Source organism: Mesorhizobium muleiense (assembly GCF_900099905.1).
Classification (GTDB): domain Bacteria; phylum Pseudomonadota; class Alphaproteobacteria; order Rhizobiales; family Rhizobiaceae; genus Mesorhizobium; species Mesorhizobium muleiense.
Window position 1 is genome coordinate 1 of the sequence record NZ_FNEE01000043.1, and the last position, 15637, is coordinate 15637.

General features: G+C 58.5%; 14 protein-coding genes. 13 read left to right on the top strand and 1 reads right to left on the bottom strand.

The window, feature by feature from the left end; translation table 11 throughout:
• The 10 genes from BLT09_RS32830 to BLT09_RS32875 all read left to right on the top strand — a co-directional run.
• Positions 1-648, top strand: a 648-nt coding sequence (locus BLT09_RS32830) for a beta-ketoacyl-[acyl-carrier-protein] synthase family protein (RefSeq protein WP_139172727.1), incomplete at its 5' end; no start/stop codon positions are given.
• 854 nt (positions 649-1502) lie between these two features.
• Positions 1503-2093: a NodA family N-acyltransferase gene (locus BLT09_RS32835; protein ID WP_063169401.1), complete on the top strand. Its 591-nt coding sequence runs from the start codon at positions 1503-1505 to the stop codon at positions 2091-2093.
• Positions 2090-2749, top strand: a complete 660-nt coding sequence (nodB, locus tag BLT09_RS32840; RefSeq protein WP_091600617.1) for a chitooligosaccharide deacetylase NodB — start codon at positions 2090-2092, stop codon at positions 2747-2749. Before BLT09_RS32835 ends, nodB begins: the two co-directional genes overlap by 4 nt.
• Positions 2750-2764: 15 nt before the next feature.
• On the top strand, positions 2765-4090 hold the full coding sequence (nodC, locus tag BLT09_RS32845) for a chitooligosaccharide synthase NodC (RefSeq protein ID WP_091600618.1): 1326 nt from the start codon (positions 2765-2767) through the stop codon (positions 4088-4090).
• Between the two features lie 261 nt (positions 4091-4351).
• Positions 4352-5266, top strand: a complete 915-nt coding sequence (gene nodI / locus BLT09_RS32850) for a nodulation factor ABC transporter ATP-binding protein NodI (protein ID WP_091600619.1) — start codon at positions 4352-4354, stop codon at positions 5264-5266.
• A gap of 3 nt (positions 5267-5269) precedes the next feature.
• A complete protein-coding gene (locus tag BLT09_RS32855) occupies positions 5270-6058 on the top strand; it encodes an ABC transporter permease (RefSeq protein WP_091600620.1) in 789 nt (262 codons plus the stop codon).
• Positions 6059-6345: 287 nt separating this feature from the next.
• A complete protein-coding gene (locus BLT09_RS32860; RefSeq protein WP_024505871.1) occupies positions 6346-7107 on the top strand; it encodes a sulfotransferase in 762 nt (253 codons plus the stop codon).
• Positions 7108-7492: 385 nt separating this feature from the next.
• Positions 7493-8779 carry a dicarboxylate/amino acid:cation symporter gene (locus BLT09_RS32865; protein WP_091600621.1) on the top strand — a complete coding sequence of 429 codons (1287 nt, stop codon included), beginning with the start codon at positions 7493-7495 and terminating at the stop codon, positions 8777-8779.
• 278 nt (positions 8780-9057) lie between these two features.
• Positions 9058-10119 (top strand): LacI family DNA-binding transcriptional regulator, encoded by a 1062-nt coding sequence (locus tag BLT09_RS32870; RefSeq protein WP_091600622.1) that lies wholly within the window; start codon positions 9058-9060, stop codon positions 10117-10119.
• 164 nt (positions 10120-10283) lie between these two features.
• Entirely contained in the window at positions 10284-11087 is an 804-nt protein-coding gene (locus tag BLT09_RS32875) for a TIM barrel protein (RefSeq protein WP_091600623.1), read from the top strand.
• Between the two features lie 48 nt (positions 11088-11135).
• Here the strand turns inward: BLT09_RS32875 and BLT09_RS32880 are convergent, their stop codons facing one another.
• On the bottom strand, positions 11136-12053 hold the full coding sequence (locus tag BLT09_RS32880) for a LysR family transcriptional regulator (protein WP_091600624.1): 918 nt from the start codon (positions 12051-12053) through the stop codon (positions 11136-11138).
• 672 nt (positions 12054-12725) lie between these two features.
• Here BLT09_RS32880 and BLT09_RS32885 point away from each other — a divergent pair.
• The 3 genes from BLT09_RS32885 to BLT09_RS32895 form a co-directional block, all read left to right on the top strand.
• Positions 12726-14027, top strand: coding sequence for an IS110 family RNA-guided transposase (locus tag BLT09_RS32885; RefSeq protein WP_236473627.1), 1302 nt, complete (start codon positions 12726-12728; stop codon positions 14025-14027).
• 1145 nt (positions 14028-15172) lie between these two features.
• Positions 15173-15454, top strand: coding sequence for an acyl carrier protein (locus BLT09_RS32890; protein WP_029356603.1), 282 nt, complete (start codon positions 15173-15175; stop codon positions 15452-15454).
• Positions 15455-15637 (top strand): beta-ketoacyl synthase N-terminal-like domain-containing protein (locus BLT09_RS32895; RefSeq protein ID WP_275955146.1); only part of this gene is annotated, 183 nt, incomplete at its 3' end.

The following is a 15637-nucleotide window of genomic DNA, read 5'->3' on the forward strand; positions in this document are numbered from 1 at the left end:
GGCAGCGACGCACCCTTCGCATGGGGCGTGCTGAAAGCATGGGAAGCAATGCGCGTGCTTTCACCCGATACCTGCCGGCCCTTCTCCGCCGATAGGAAGGGCCTGGTGCTGGGCGAGGGTGCGGGCATGGCCGTGCTGGAAAGCTACGAGCATGCCACGACGCGTGGTGCCACAATCCTTGCCGAGATCGCCGGCGTCGGCCTTTCCGCCGATGCCTTCCACATCGCCGCGCCATCTGTCGAGGGGCCAGCGTCGGCGATGCGCGCCTGCCTTGCCGATGCCGGGCTGAATGCCGAGGACGTCGACTACCTCAACGCGCACGGCACCGGTACCAAGAGCAATGATCAGACTGAAACGGCGGCGATCAAGCGTGTGTTTGGAAACCACGCTTATTCGATGTCCATCTCTTCCACCAAGTCCACGCACGCGCATTGCCTCGGCGCAGCGAGCGCGCTTGAAATGATCGCCTGCGTGATGGCAATCCAAGAGGACGTCGTGCCGCCGACCGCCAACTATCGCGAGCCAGATCCCGCTTGCGACCTCGACATCACGCCCAATGTGCCGCGCGAGCGCAAGGTGCGCGTCGCCATGAGCAACGCCTTCGCCATGGGCGGCACGAACGCAGTTCTGGCATTCAGGCAGGTGTAGAAGCCATGCAAGACGCCTCATTTGAGGTCACCTGTCGTATCTAGCTGCTTGCCGGACCACTATGTGAAGCGAGCGCTATTGGCTGCCTCTGCGATGCGGGAATTGGCAGCGGACGTCTCACGATCAAACAGGCATCTGCTTGTAGAATTCTTTTAATCGTGAAGCGGCGCGAGTGCGCTATCCGTTGAGGTGAGCAAGGCCGGCGCCCTGGGTGAGCTCTGGTGTCGGGTGGTGGAAAGTACAGGGGGAGCTGTGTGGCCACCTCTTTCTCGGCCTCGACGATGTGCGAAGGAGCCTGTGCGGCGAACGGGCCGACGCCCCAGGCTCAGAACCTGGGCGAACCTAACTCCCGCCAAAGGACAGCCCAGAGCTGGATACACGAAAAAGATACTGAACCCGCGAATCAGATTCTGATCAATCGTCGTGTCTGAGCTCCGCTCGGGCTCTTACGGAGATAATCGAGCGGCCCGGCAACGGCCGCGCGTGCCGCGGGCGTGAGCTTTGCGCTTCGTCAGAAGTGCCTCGAGCGTGACGACGATAATTGACCAGCCATATGGAACGCATTCGCCCAGTTATCCAAAGCGTGGATACCTTTCATCTAAACAAAGGATTTTACCGTTTTTGCTGCAGGTCCCATAGAAGCGCTTCAAGTTGGAAAGATAGGTAGTTCCGATGGTTGCGTTGGATCCGAGGAGCATCATCTGGTGTGCGGGGCGTACAAAGTCAGTCGCATCTGCATTGCGGCTTGGTCTTTCGGCGGTCTCCACAAGTTACGCCCCGTTGGGGCGACGCCAATTATTTAACCAATGCTTGGACATTTATCTCAACCGGACAGCTACAAGGTGAGGTCTTCCATGCGCCCGAATGTCGAGTGGAAGTTGTGCTGGGAAAATGAGTTGCAACTGGCCGACCATGTCGAACTCTCCGACTTTTTTCGAAAGACCTATGGACGGACTGGCGCCTTCAACGCGGAGCCATTCGAAGGCGGCCGCAGTTGGGCCGGCGCGAGGCCGGAATTCCGCGCAATCGGCTACGACGCGCATGGGGTAGCGGCTCACATCGGCATGCTGCGGCGCTTCATCAAAGTTGGCGAGGTCGACTTGATCGTCGCTGAATTGGGCCTGTACGCGGTTCGTCCGGATCTTGAAGGGCTCGGAATCGGTTTTTCGATGCGCGTGGCGTACCCAGTGCTCCATCAGTTGGGTGTTCCATTCGCTTTCGGCACGGTTCGGCACGCGCTGCGAAACCATGTCGAAAGATTCTGCAGAGCCGGCCTCGCGAACATTGTGTCGGGCGTTCGCGTACGGTCGACCCGTCCAGACGTGCATCCCGACCTGCCGCCCACGCGCCTGGAAGACGTACTCGTGTTGGTTTCGCCGATCGGACGCTCGATGGACGAGTGGCCGTCCGGTACCCTGATCGACCGGAACGGTCCGGAACTATGAAGCCTCTGGACTACATATGCGAAGGGCAGAGTGACAATGCCGATGGCATTGCAGAGCGCAGCGTCTATCTGACGTTTGACGACGGTCCCAATTCATTTTTCACACCGCAGATACTCAATGTGCTGGCGCAACATCAGGTGCCGGCGACCTTCTTCGTTGTTGGGGCCTACGCGGCCGACGAGCCGGAACTCGTTCGCCGAATTATTACAGACGGGCACGGTATAGCCAACCACACGATGACTCATCCGGACCTGGCTAAATGCGGGCCCGTCGAAGTCGACCGCCAGATAGTTGAGGCAAACAGAGTCATAGGGATGGCTTGCCCGCAGGCCATGGTTCGGTACTTTCGTGCACCGTATGGCATCTGGACCGAAGAAGTAATCGCTGCATCAGCGGGTGCGGCATTGGCGCCCGTCCATTGGTCCATTGATCCACGCGACTGGTCTCGCCCCGGCGTTGACGCCATCGTCGACAGAGTGCTCGCCGATATCCGGCCGGGCGCAATCGTGCTGTTGCACGACGGGTGCGCTCCCGACGAATTGCAACCAGGCAATCAAGCCAGTCTGCGCGACCAGACGGTGACAGCGTTGTCACGCCTAATTCCAGAATTGCACGGCCGCGGATTTGTAATCCGATCACTTCCTCAACATCCCTGAACAAACAGAGATCCTATGGACCTTCTCACCACAGCCAGTACTGTTGCCGTTTCGTCTTATGCGGTGCTCTCGACTGTTTACAGAGGCATGCAAGCGGTCTACTCCCAACCGGAAAATGTTACGCCGCCGTCGGAAAGCTTGTTCGGATCCGACCGTTGGCCGAGCGTGGATGTCATCATCCCCTGCTACAATGAGGACCCGCGCACACTCGCGGCGTGTTTAGCTTCCATCGCAATTCAAGATTACGCCGGAACATTTCAGGTCTATCTGGTTGACGACGGTTCTGGAAATCGTAATGCCGTCATCCCGGTACATCACGCCTACGAGGGCGACCCGAGATTCAATTTCATTCTGCTCCGCGAGAATGTTGGCAAACGCAAGGCGCAGATCGCCGCCATCCGCCGCTCATCTGGAGATTTCGTGCTCAGCGTCGACTCTGACACGACACTTGCGTCCGACGTGATCACGAAGCTTGCAGTAAAAATGCGGGATCCCATGGTCGGAGCGGCCATGGGCCAGCTGACGGCATACAACCGCAGCGACACTTGGTTGACCCGATTGATCGATATGGAATACTGGCTGGCTTGCAATGAGGAGCGCGCGGCGCAAGGTCGCTTTGGTGCGGTCATGTGCTGCTGCGGCCCATGTGCAATGTACCGCCGGTCTTGTCTCCTTTCTCTGCTGGATCAATACGAGACGCAGCTGTTCAGGGGGAAACCAAGCGACTTCGGTGAAGACCGTCATCTTACGATCCTCATGCTGAAAGCAGGCTTTCGAACCGAGTACGTTCCAGGTGCCGTCGCGGCGACAGTCGTTCCGGACAAGATGGGACCTTATTTGCGCCAACAACTCCGCTGGGCACGGAGCACTTTCCGGGACACGATGCTTGCGCGAGGTCTACTGCGTGGCCTGGATCGCTATCTAACTTTGGATGTGATGGGAGAGAATCTCGGCCCATTGTTGCTCGGCATCGCGGTAGTAACGGCGCTCGGTGAGCTACTATTTTCACATACAGTAAATTGGTGGACGGTGCTGGCTATTGTCACCATGACCATAATCAGATCTACGGTGTTATCTTTCCGCACTCGGCAGCTTCGATTCATCGGCTATTCAATGCACGCGTTAATCAGGATATTCCTGTTGATCCCCTTGAAGGCTTACGCCCTGTGTACATTGAGCAATAGCGATTGGCTGTCGCGTAAAAGTGTTCCCCTGCCCAACAGAAGCACAAAGGAAATCACAAGCGCGACGCCGCTTGCCGGAGCAAATGCTGCGGGCAATTCTGGAATTGCGGAGTCACTTCATACTGCAGATCTTTCGCTCACAGCTGGTGAAGTCTGACGGCCTTGCAGCGCCGGGTGACCGAGTAAGTTGTGTCAGTCGACACGTGGTGAAGCTTGTCGAGTTACCTATGGTCAGAACGGGAACTATCTGGAAGCGACACGTGGCATCTTGACGTTAATTCTTTGGCGGAAGCGATACACGCGTCGCTCCGGCCGCGACTTTCCAAAGGTGCCATCTCAAGGCGGTGGCCTGCTCTGAACCAGATTCGTAAGTAAGCTGCCGGTGGCCAATCGGACTCATTCCGCTTGAGATAGACGCATGTCCAATGTAGCAATCGACCTTACCGGCGTAACCAAATTATTCGGAAACAAGCTCGTTGTGGACGGGCTGTCCTTCACCGTTGCATCGGGAGAGTGCTTCGGTCTGCTGGGGCCGAACGGCGCAGGCAAGAGCACGATTGCGCGTATGCTCCTCGGTATGACCCGGCCTGACGCGGGTGATATAACAGTCCTCGGTCTACCAGTGCCGGCACGCAGCCGCTTGGCCCGCAAGGGCATAGGCGTGGTCCCGCAGTTCGACAATCTCGACCTGGAATTTACGGTACGTGAGAACCTGTTGGTGTTCGGGCGCTACTTCGGCATGAGAACAAGAGAGATCAACGCCGTCATCCCACGGCTCCTCGAGTTCGCTCGCCTTGAGAGCAAGGCGGATTCACGTGTCGGCCTGCTATCCGGCGGGATGAAGCGGCGCCTGACGCTGGCACGTGCTCTGATCAACGACCCCCAGTTGCTTGTGATGGATGAGCCCACGACCGGCCTCGACCCGCATGCCCGCCATCTGATCTGGGAGCGACTTCGTTTCCTGCTGGCGAGCGGAAAAACGATCATTTTGACCACCCATTTCATGGAAGAGGCTGAGCGGCTTTGTGATCGGCTGTGTGTTCTCGAGCGGGGACGCAAGATCGCCGAGGGCAGTCCTCATGCGCTGATCGACGAGTACATTGGGTGCAACGTGATCGAGATCTTCGGCGGCAATCCACAGGAGCTGATTTCGCTGATCAGGCCGTACGTTCAGCGTATCGAGGTAAGCGGCGAGACGCTCTTTTGCTATGCGCCTGATCCGGAGGATGTGCGCATCCAGCTTCGCGGTCGAGCGGGTCTGCGTATTCTGGAGCGTCCACCCAGTCTGGAGGACGTTTTCTTGCGGCTAACCGGACGTGAGATGGAGAAGTGAGCAATGGGTGAACGTCTTGCGGCCGCTCTACCCGCCAACGCCTGGAACTGGATCGCGGTGTGGCGCCGCAATCATTTGGCATGGAAGAAGGTGGCATTTGCTTCAATGCTCGGCACCCTTGCTGATCCGATGATTTACCTTTTCGGGCTCGGCACTGGCCTTGGACTGTTGGTAGGCCGCATCGAAGGTGCATCCTACATCGCTTTTCTGGCAGCCGGCATGGTTGCGACAAGCGCGATGACAGCATCGACCTTCGAAACAATTTACGCGGTTTTCGGTCGAATGCGCGATCAGGGCACTTGGGAAGCAATCTTGCACACACAACTTACCCTCGGCGACATCGTTCTCGGTGAATTGACCTGGGCAGCCACAAAGGCCTTTCTGGCCGGTACGACAATTGCGATTGTTGCCGCCGCGCTAGGTTATGCCGCGTGGACGTCGGTTCTCTACGTGCTGCCGGTCATCGCTCTCACCGGGTTCGCCTTTGCGAGCCTGGCCATGCTCGTCATCGCGCTCGCGCCCAGTTATCACTATTTTATTTTCTATCAGACGCTTGTCATCACACCTATGCTGTTCCTTTCGGGCGCGGTTTTTCCAGTCGGCCAATTGCCAGGAGTGTTTCAGCAGATTGCGGCCTTCTCGCCGCTGGCGAATTCTATCGATCTAATCCGTCCGGTGATGCTCGGCCGCCTGGGCGACAATGTAGGGCTGCATATAGGCGCACTTTGCATGTTCGCTGTATTGCCTTTTTTTGTGTCGGCTGGACTGTTTCATCGACGACTAATGCGTTGACGCTTACCTACGCCCATCAACGAGAAGGAGGTCCGCAATGCCGGATTGCAAACTGCCCACAGCGGCCCGGAGGCATGCGTGTGCCAGGAATCGCGAGTGGTACAACAACGCCGAAGCCGGGCGCCACCCAGCCGCTGCAGGCACGCGCCCATCTTCGCGACCACACCTCGGAGTACAGGCTGGGTGGTGAGGCGCGGACCCACCCGGAGCGTTCAAGCGATAGCAGCCAAGCTTCTTGTGCGCGTCCCCAGACCGTCGCGGCCATTATTTAGTTGGATACACATGCAATGACCCACAACGAACCAACTCCTGAGCCTTTTGTGATCCTTGCTATGCCAAGGACCGGAACACACTATTTAGAAGAATTGCTAAACGAGCATCCGACCGTTTTGAGTAACGGTGAGTTGCTAAACGAATATGATCCCAATTGGCCCAGCACGGATCGCCTGCTAGGCACGGATCGCGAGCTTCTTGAGCTTGCCTATGTGCGCTGCCCTATGCGCGACTACAAGAATGTGACGCATCTTGGCTGCAAGATCAATGAACCTCAGTTTCGCGAGCGTCCAGCATTCTTTGCGGAATTAGCTCGTTGGCCAGCACTCAAGGTCATCCTCGTTGTTCGCCGAAACGTATTGGAATCGCTCCGTTCCTTTGTGCAGGCCAGGGAAAGCGGTCAGTGGCTGAAGTTCAGCTCGGACAACGATACCGCTCGGCCACCGAGCGTCAGGTTGTCAATCGCTGACTGTGAGGCTTATTTCAAAGCCGCCGACGATTTTCACGCTCGCGTTATGGACTCCTTCACGTCGACCAACCTGCTTGTAATGGAATACGAGAGCCTTCTTCATGAACCTGCCCAATGCTTGGGAGCGGTTTGGGATTTCCTGGGCGTTCCAGCGCTTGAGCCATCAGATAACGCCATCCTGCAGCGCCAGGAAACGCGACCGCTGGATCAAACGGTGGAGAACTTTGACGAGTTGCGGATTCACTTCGCACGCGGACCTTATTCAAGATTTTTTGACCTCGGAGATTCGATGCGCTCCTACGCTTAATCGCTTGTCCCGCGTGCTCTGATGGGCGTGTAGGATATCCTACAGTTTGCGCGCATTCCGTCGCAAAACTGACCAACCAAAGTCACCAAGACGACAGATATCGGCCGGCATTCGATCTGCGGCGAACATCAAAGGCACGGCCGCAAGGCGACCTGGTCAATTCCCTCTCTGGCGAAGCACTTCTTCACGCGATCTTTGGCGAGCCTTGAGTGCAAATTCCGGCAAAGGTGGAGGGTTCCAGTGCGCAACCCGCACCAATCTCGCTGGACGGGACAGGCCTCCAGTTGGCACGGCGCTTGCTCCGAGATGACAGCAGCGCTCGACCGGAGCGCAGCATGGGAGAAGGAGGAGCCCCCACCCCGATCCGGTCAGGGAGAGAGAAACGGTGTTGGTTCCAAAAGTCCCCCGCGCGATCGCAGCGCCCCGCAAGCGCCATTTTGCCCGGACCTACGTGCAGGTGCTTGCCGCCATAGTCCTGGGTGCCGCAATTGGCTATCTCTATCCGGAAACCGGCCAGAGCCTGAAGCCGCTCGGCGATGCCTTCATCAAAGTCGTCAAGATGATTATCGCACCTGTCATCTTCCTGACAATTGCGACCGGCATTGCCGGCATGAGCGATCTGCAGAAGGTCGGCCGAGTTGCCGCCAAGGCGATGGTTTATTTCCTCACCTTCTCGACGCTTGCACTCGTTGTCGGACTGATTGTCGCGAATATCGTTCAGCCTGGCGCCGGCCTCAACATCGATCCGGCCTCGCTCGATGTCCAAGCCGTTAAGGGCTATGTGGCCACGGCTCACGAGCAGTCCGTGACCAGCTTCCTGATGAACATCATCCCATCAACCATTGCCAGTGCCTTCGCGGAAGGCGACATCCTGCAAGTCTTGTTCTTCTCGGTCCTGTTCGGCATTGCTTTGGCGATGACCGGAGAGACGAGCAGGCCGGTCGTTACCTTTCTCCAGGCGCTTACCGCCCCCATTTTTAAGCTCGTCGGCATTCTGATGAAGGCTGCACCCATCGGCGCCTTCGGCGCAATGGCCTTTACGATCGGCAAATACGGTATCGGTTCGGTGGCCAACCTCGCGATACTGGTCGCGACGTTCTATCTTACCGCCTTCCTCTTCGTGTTCGGGGTTCTCGGCGCGGTCTGCCGCTACAACGGCTTCTCGATCTTTTCTCTTGTCCGCTACATCAAGGACGAACTGCTGCTTGTCCTGGCAACGTCCTCCTCGGAGGCCGCGCTGCCCTCGCTCATGGAGAAGATGGAGAAGGCCGGCGCCGCGCGTTCGGTCGTAAGTCTCGTCATCCCTACTGGATACTCATTCAATCTGGACGGTACCAATATCTACATGACGATCGCCGCCCTCTTCATCGCGCAGGCGACGAACACAGATTTGTCAATTGCCGATCAGATCCTCCTGCTGCTAATTGCGATGCTTTCCTCGAAGGGTGCGGCAGGCGTCACCGGCGCCGGCTTCATCACATTGGCCGCTACTCTCTCTGTCGTGCCGAGTGTTCCCGTTGCCGGAATGGCTCTAATTCTTGGCGTGGACCGCTTCATGTCGGAATGCCGCGCGCTGACGAATTTAGTCGGTAATGCGGTGGCATCGCTCGTTGTCGCTCGCTGGGAAGGCGAATTGGACCAGTCACGGATGGAAGCCGCTTTCCGCGGTTAGGGTTACATCAAACTGGCTCCCCGCAAGCAAAATCGCAACAGCGCGACGTGTAAGTCGCGGCCTTGCCACAACAGTCGAATTGCCAGCCTCCAAAGAGCGCTGGAAATAGAGTACTAACGCAGTGAGTAATACAACACCATGAAGCCCCTAAGCAAACGAACGGTTCACGGAAACTCATCTGGGTGCGCATGGAGCGCTGTTCGTCGAATGCGCTATCAACCGCCGGGTGTGGGAACTATTTCAGCTTGCCGCCCCAAGCCGTCGCGGGAGCGCACCGGATGATGGAGGACCGGCCGATCAGAATCGCTAGGGGAAAGCGCGTCACAATTGCCGATCTCGCCCGCGAAGCCGGAGTCAGCGTAGCAACAGTCGATCGGGTTCTGAACGTCCGCCTTCCGGTGCGAGAGGAGACCGCCCAGCGGGTCCATGCGGCCGCGCACGCGATCGGCTATCATGCTGCCGGTCTCATCAAACAGCGCTTGCAGCAGCACCTGCCGCACTACAAGCTGGGCTTCATCTTGAGAAAACCTACCCACGATTTCTACCAAGATTTCGCTCGCAAGATCGAAGAGTCGGTCAGTATGGCTAAATCCTTCCACGGCCTTCCGATCATCGAGTTCGCGCAGTCACATTTGCCGCGTGACCTGCTCCCGCTTCTTAAGGACCTTGGGAGCCGCTGCCAGGCGATCGCCATGGTGGCGGCCGATCACCCGAAAATCACAGCATCAGTCGAGGAGCTCAAGGCGAAAGGTATCCCGGTATTTTCGCTGCTATCCGACTTCGCCGATGGCGTGCGCGAGGGCTACATCGGCCTCAACAACAGCAAGGTCGGACGGACTGCCGCTTGGGTGTTTTCCAAGACCGCAAAACGGCCCGGCAAGGTGGCGGTGTTTGTCGGAAGCCATCGCTTCCAGGCGCATGCGACGCGGGAAACGGCCTTTCGTGCGTATTTTCGTGAGAACGCGCCAAAATTCGAGGTGCTTGATGCGCTCGTGAACCTTGATGAACGGCAGCTCACTTACGAAAAATTGCTGGATCTTATGCAGCGGGAACCAGAGCTCGTCGGCTTCTATATGGCCGGCGGGGGGATAGAGGGGGCAATTTCCGCGCTCCGAGAAGAGGGGAGCGGTCAGGATCTCGTCGCGATCGTGAGTGAAATGACGCCGCAGTCACGTGGGGCGCTTGCGGATGACATCTTGACGATGGCGGTCGGCACGCCAATGCGCCGACTTTGCCAGGAGCTGATAATGGCAATGGAGCGGGCCATCAAAGCCGGCGTCGCGGAGAGCCCGGGGCAGACATTTCTGCCGTTCGACATTTATCTTCCGGAAAATATTTGAGCTTGATGGATTTCTATCATGAGCGCCCATTTTCCTTTCACCGATGAAAGGAAAGCTCGATTGACTCGGCCGTCTCTGTCCGATCTGTGAACCGGCGTGGTTCCGTCTTGAAAGAAGCCGGATGCCGAAATGGCAGCCGCGCTTCATGGAAGGAAAGTCAAGCAATGCGCCAGGTATCGCCCCGCTTTGCACTCGATCACATGGCGGCGCCCCGCCTTGACGTCAGTGCGCTTTTCGCGCTTGCCCGTGACCAAGGCCTGACCGACGTCCAAATCCGTTACCCTCATTTCAGCAATCCTGTCGCACGCGGCATTCCGGCTGCGGACGTCCGGTTTGCCGCTACCGAAGCGGGCATCACGATCATCTCTGTCAACGCCTTGCAGCGGTTCAACGACTGGACTCCAACGCGTCAGGCCGAGGCAAGCAACCTCGCCGATTATGCGACGGCGTGCGGGGCGGAGACGCTCGTTTTGGTGCCGGCCAACCGCAGCTCGTGGCCCACCAATAGCGAGCGCCAGGACAATCTTCGTTTCGCTCTAAACGAGATCAAGCCAATCCTCCAGTCGCGGGGTCTGATCGGTCTTATCGAGCCGCTGGGTTTCCGAACCTGCTCGCTTCGATCAAAGAAGGAAGCGGCCGAGGCCGTTGCCGCGGTTGATGGCCAGTCCGTCTTTCGCCTCGTGCACGACACGTTCCACCACACCCTGGCCGGGGAGACATGCCTGTTCTGCGAGCTTACCGGCCTGGTGCACATTTCAAGCGTAAACGACCCGACCTTCTGGATTTACCCCGATCGCTTTCTTGCAGGTTCCGACAATGGCAGCCAGATTCAGGCGCTGCTGGATGGCGGCTACGCGGGACCTTTCTCGTTCGAGCTGGTCGAGGAAGTCCATTCTCTGGACGATCTCGCAGGCGCACTTGCCGCCAGCATCGACTTTATCCGGCGAGGGCTATTGTCGTCAGAGTAGATGGTGACAGGAGTAGTGACTATAGGTGCGCCTGAATTTTCCGTGGGTTCACAGCGGGACAGCCATCCGAGATGCCTCTTGCATCATTATCTCCCGCATCCAGATGCTTGCCGGATCGCTATTGTGGAGGGCCGGCCATTGGAGGGTCTCGGTGAATGTGGGAAATGGCAGCGGAAGTTCGATAACCCGCAGGGGGAACGTGTTTTCGAAATGCCTGACCAGCCGCAAGGGCATGGTCGCTATACGAGCTGTGCCGGACACCATAGGTGGAATCATGCTGAAGCCCTGCACGGCGACCTCGACACGTCTCTTAAGGCCATGCTCAAGCAAAAACCATTCCTCGATAGACGGCTTCATCGTACGCCCGAACCTGACCGCGACGTGCCTCATCGACATGTATCTCTCGAATGTAAGCTGCTGTGGCAGCTGCTTGTTTGTGGGACAGCCTACGCACACGAGCTTCTCGTCAAACAGCGGAACGCTTGAATGCACACTCGACGTGAACATATCCGGTAGAATTAGAAAATCGACGTCACCGCGCCGGAGAAGCTCATCGGGGCTATCGTCGACAGGCAGCAGTTCGAAGCTGACGGCGGGGGCTTCCCGTGCAATACGCTCCACAAGCTTTTCGAAAAACACGAGCGTGACGAAATCGGAAAGAATGATCCTGAAGAGGCGATCGGCTCGAGCTGGGTCAAACGGATCCGAAGAAATAATCGAGCACTGGATGTGCTGGAGAGCGTCGCGAACTGCGGGGGCAAATGCTGCCGCACGCGGGGTTAGAAATCGTTCGCGACCTCTTATCGTAAACAGTTCATCGCGGAAATAATCGCGCAGTCGGGCGACGGCCGCACTCATGGCGGGCTGACTCAGGTTGATCCTGCGTGCCGCCGCCGAGAGATTACGCTCCGTCAGGAGTGCGTCGAGCACAACGAGGAGATTTAGATCAAGTCCTTTGAAACGCATGTCATCAGCCATCCATGGGATGGATGCCTTTAACCGAAACAAACGACTTTAACAATTTAGCATTCTTGCAATCTTTTGTCGCAAAAAGTTTATGATGGATGACGTTAAGGTCCGACATATGAGCCGCGTGATCTGCCGAAGCGAGCAATCGTACGTACTGTGCAGGTCAGAGATTGGCGGTTTGAAATGCCGGGCCGATGGCGCCGGGCTATCAACCAGCGTCTTCGGCGGCCCCGACCTAGCAAGGCGTGGTCCGAGGCGACTGATGGGCGGTTTGATCCTAAGCTGCCGTGAGGCCTGTGTTGTATCGGCGAAGCCAATGCAGCAGTTCGGCAGCGTTTTTGAGAGCTGTTGTAGGCTCGGCCTAAGCCCATTGGCGCAAGCCTGTCTGAACGAAGCGCTTGGCCTTGCTGTTATCCGGTGGTGATCTGTGGTGCCTTTTCGTCCTGCCGTTCTTGTTTTGGAACGCCCTTATGGTGAGCCCATCCGGGACGTGGGGCACCGGGAGCACGAAGGTGCAGGCAGGCCGTCAATAGACCGTGGGCTGAGAGCCCGAGCTCGTTACATCGCCGCCCCTCGCGACTTTCCCGGAGGCGCTGCGAGCGCGGATCAGTAGATGTCGTGTTACCCGCCAGCTCCCGTCTTTGACCGAGCCAAGAAGGAGGAACGGGCATGCGCATCATCGGACTGGATATTCACCGCGCCTTCGCCGAAGCAGTGGCATGGGAGGATGGCAGGCTCAGGCGACTCGGCCGCGTCGACATGCGGCGCGATCTGCTGGCGGCGTTCGCCGCGAAGCTGTCGCCGAACGATGTCGGGGTGATCGAGGCCACCGGCAACGCGACGTCCGCTACGGCTGTGGTTGCGCCGCATGTGAAGAAGGTGGGGATCGGCAACCCGAAACAGGTGCGTATCATTGCCTATGCCAAGATCAAAACGACGATCGAGGCCGACGTTCTTGCGCAGCTCTATGCCAGCGGCTTCTTGCCAGAAGTCTGGATTGCGGACGAGCCGACGCAGGCTCTGCGTCGACAGGTGACACGGCGCAATCAGATTGTCCGACAGAGATCTCGATTGAAGACCGTCATCCAGTCGATCCTTCATAGCCACCTGATCCCGTCCTGCCCGCATGCCGACCTGTGCGGCGCCAAGGGTCGGACCTGGTTAATCGAGCAGGTCGTACCGCAGGACGAGCGCCTCGCGATCGATCGGCATCTGCGCGAGTTCGACCGATTGGGCGAAGACCTCCAGGTCATCGAACGCGATCTTGCCCGCTCGGCTCTCGAGGATGAAGGCGTGAAGCGGCTGATGACCATTCCCGGCGTCGACATCACCGTCGCGCTGGCGATGAAGGCGGCGATCGGCGACGTGTCGCGCTTCGACGATCCGCAGAAGCTCGTGACCTATCTCGGGTTGAACCCAAGCGTCCGACAGTCCGGCCAGGTCCGGCCTACCATGGGCGGATCACCAAGCAGGGCCGTGGTCATGCGCGCGGCATGCTCGTCGAGGCGGCCTGGGCGGCCGCTCGTGCTCCCGGACCGTTGCGAGCCTTCTCCCTGCGGCGTGCGAGCCCGGCGCGGACAGCATGTCGCGGCCGTGGCAACCGCACGCAAACTCTCTGTCGTGATCTGGCATCTGTTGATGAAGGGCGAGAGTTACGCGTGGGCTCGACCCTCCCTGCATGCCAAGAAGCTTGCGCGATGTGGAACTCAAGGCCGGGAGCAAGGCTGTGCGCGGCCAAAAGGGAGCCGCGCACGCCTACAACATAAAGAGCCACCGGGAAGAAGAGCGCCGCTGGGTGGAGCAGGCCGAGGGCGCCTATGCACGCCTCGCCGCCGGTTGGAACCCACGAGGTCCGAAGAGGGTAGGCACGGATGCCGCAAACGAGGCGCGACGATAGAAGCTGCGCGGCAGGGCTCTCATCTCGGACCCTGCTCTTCGCCACGCGGTCGTCCGTGCGCGACAGGAGAATAGCGCAGATTTATCAACAAGGCTCTTGTCGATCACATCAGTGGTCTTGGGCGCTGTACGGCCGGGTGAAGACTTTGCAGGTGGCCCGGAAAGCGTTTGACCTGTAGCGAAGCAATTGTCGTCATTACGCGCTCGACCCGGGCGCCCAGCTTGGCATAAGAGCTACGTGGCCTCAGGAAGCGTCGTCAATGCAGACCATGGACGAATTCCCAGCCGATGCCGAGATGCCGGTCGACCGTGCCTGTCGCCGTCCGGTGATGCGATGCCCCCGAGCGCATGAGTTCGCCCCGGATGCTCCCGGTCACGACGCACGGGTTCGGGTTCCAAGGCGCTCAGTTTGTTCGCGCCTAATCGGTGTAGGGCGCGGCAGAAATACGAGCGTGACGAAATCGGAAAGAATGATCCTGAAGCGGCGATTCGGTAGAGCCGGGTCAAACTATCCGACGAAATAAACGAGCACTGGATGGGCAGGAGAGCGTCGCGAACTGGAGGGCAAGAGCTCCCGGACGCAGCGTTAAGTTTGAATACCTCCGCGGACATGGTCGCGAGCTCATCGCGCAAATAATCGAGCAGCCGAGCGCCGGCCGCACTCATGACCGGCTGGGCTCGGTTAATCTTGCATGCCGCGCCCATGAGGTTGCGCTCTGTCGGGAGTGCGTCGAGCACAACGAGGAGATGTAGTTCACGACCTTTGAAACGCGTGGTCAACTATCCAAAGTGTGGATGCCTTTCATCGAAACAAACGATTTCATCAATGTTGTGGAATCCTGCATGGGCAGAAGCACCTGACGGACACCGATGCCCCACTGCCTCATGGCGTGGCGAGCGTCTTAAGAAACCGCCCGAAAGGAGATTTTTCATGCGCTCTACCGGGCAGTGGAGTGTTGGGAAAGGGAGTTGCAACTGACCGGCCATGTCAAACTGTCCGACTTCTTCCGAGCCTATGGACAGACTGGGAGACGCGCACGGTGTAGCGGCTCACATCGTCATACTGCACCTACGCCACACACCGGCCGGACCTGATCCGGCTTTATGAGCATTGGGCTTTGTCAGTCGCACAAGCGTGGTGGCTATTTTCGCGAGGCGGCGCGCCTCAGGAACTGAGCCGCGTCCAGGTCGAAACGCGGGAAAGAAAGACAGGAAACAGAATGGCCGATCAATTCGCAACGGACGTCATTGCCCTGATCAAGAAACGCGCCGAGTCGGAGAGCGGTGAGGGAATGCCTGCGTCATTCGTCGGCGAGATAACAATCGCCACGGAACTGGACGCGCTCGGGTTCGATTCGCTGGGTTTGGCGGACGTCCTCTGGGATGTGGAACAGGCCTACGGCATCAAGATCGATATGAACACGGCCGATGCCTGGTCCAATCTCAAGAATGTCGGCGACGTCGTGGAAGCCGTCCGCGGCTTGCTTGCGAAGGAGGCTTGAATGGACAGGCGCGTCGTTATCACCGGAGTGGGCGGCCTGTGCGGACTGGGCACTGACGCCGCCTCTATGTGGAAAGAGATGCGCGAAGGCCGCTCCGCCATCGGCCCGCTCGCCAATTCCGAGCTTCATGACCTGGAGGGCATGACCGGCGCTGAGATCAAGGCGCTGCCCGAGCACGACATC

Coding starts and splice junctions, on each gene's coding strand:
- BLT09_RS32835 (WP_063169401.1), top strand. CDS start 1,503: ATGCGCCCGAATGTCGAGTGGAAGTTGTGCTGGGAAAATGAGTTGCAA.
- nodB (WP_091600617.1), top strand. CDS start 2,090: ATGAAGCCTCTGGACTACATATGCGAAGGGCAGAGTGACAATGCCGAT.
- nodC (WP_091600618.1), top strand. CDS start 2,765: ATGGACCTTCTCACCACAGCCAGTACTGTTGCCGTTTCGTCTTATGCG.
- nodI (WP_091600619.1), top strand. CDS start 4,352: ATGTCCAATGTAGCAATCGACCTTACCGGCGTAACCAAATTATTCGGA.
- BLT09_RS32855 (WP_091600620.1), top strand. CDS start 5,270: ATGGGTGAACGTCTTGCGGCCGCTCTACCCGCCAACGCCTGGAACTGG.
- BLT09_RS32860 (WP_024505871.1), top strand. CDS start 6,346: ATGACCCACAACGAACCAACTCCTGAGCCTTTTGTGATCCTTGCTATG.
- BLT09_RS32870 (WP_091600622.1), top strand. CDS start 9,058: ATGATGGAGGACCGGCCGATCAGAATCGCTAGGGGAAAGCGCGTCACA.
- BLT09_RS32875 (WP_091600623.1), top strand. CDS start 10,284: ATGCGCCAGGTATCGCCCCGCTTTGCACTCGATCACATGGCGGCGCCC.
- BLT09_RS32880 (WP_091600624.1), bottom strand. CDS start 12,053: ATGCGTTTCAAAGGACTTGATCTAAATCTCCTCGTTGTGCTCGACGCA.
- BLT09_RS32885 (WP_236473627.1), top strand. CDS start 12,726: ATGCGCATCATCGGACTGGATATTCACCGCGCCTTCGCCGAAGCAGTG.
- BLT09_RS32890 (WP_029356603.1), top strand. CDS start 15,173: ATGGCCGATCAATTCGCAACGGACGTCATTGCCCTGATCAAGAAACGC.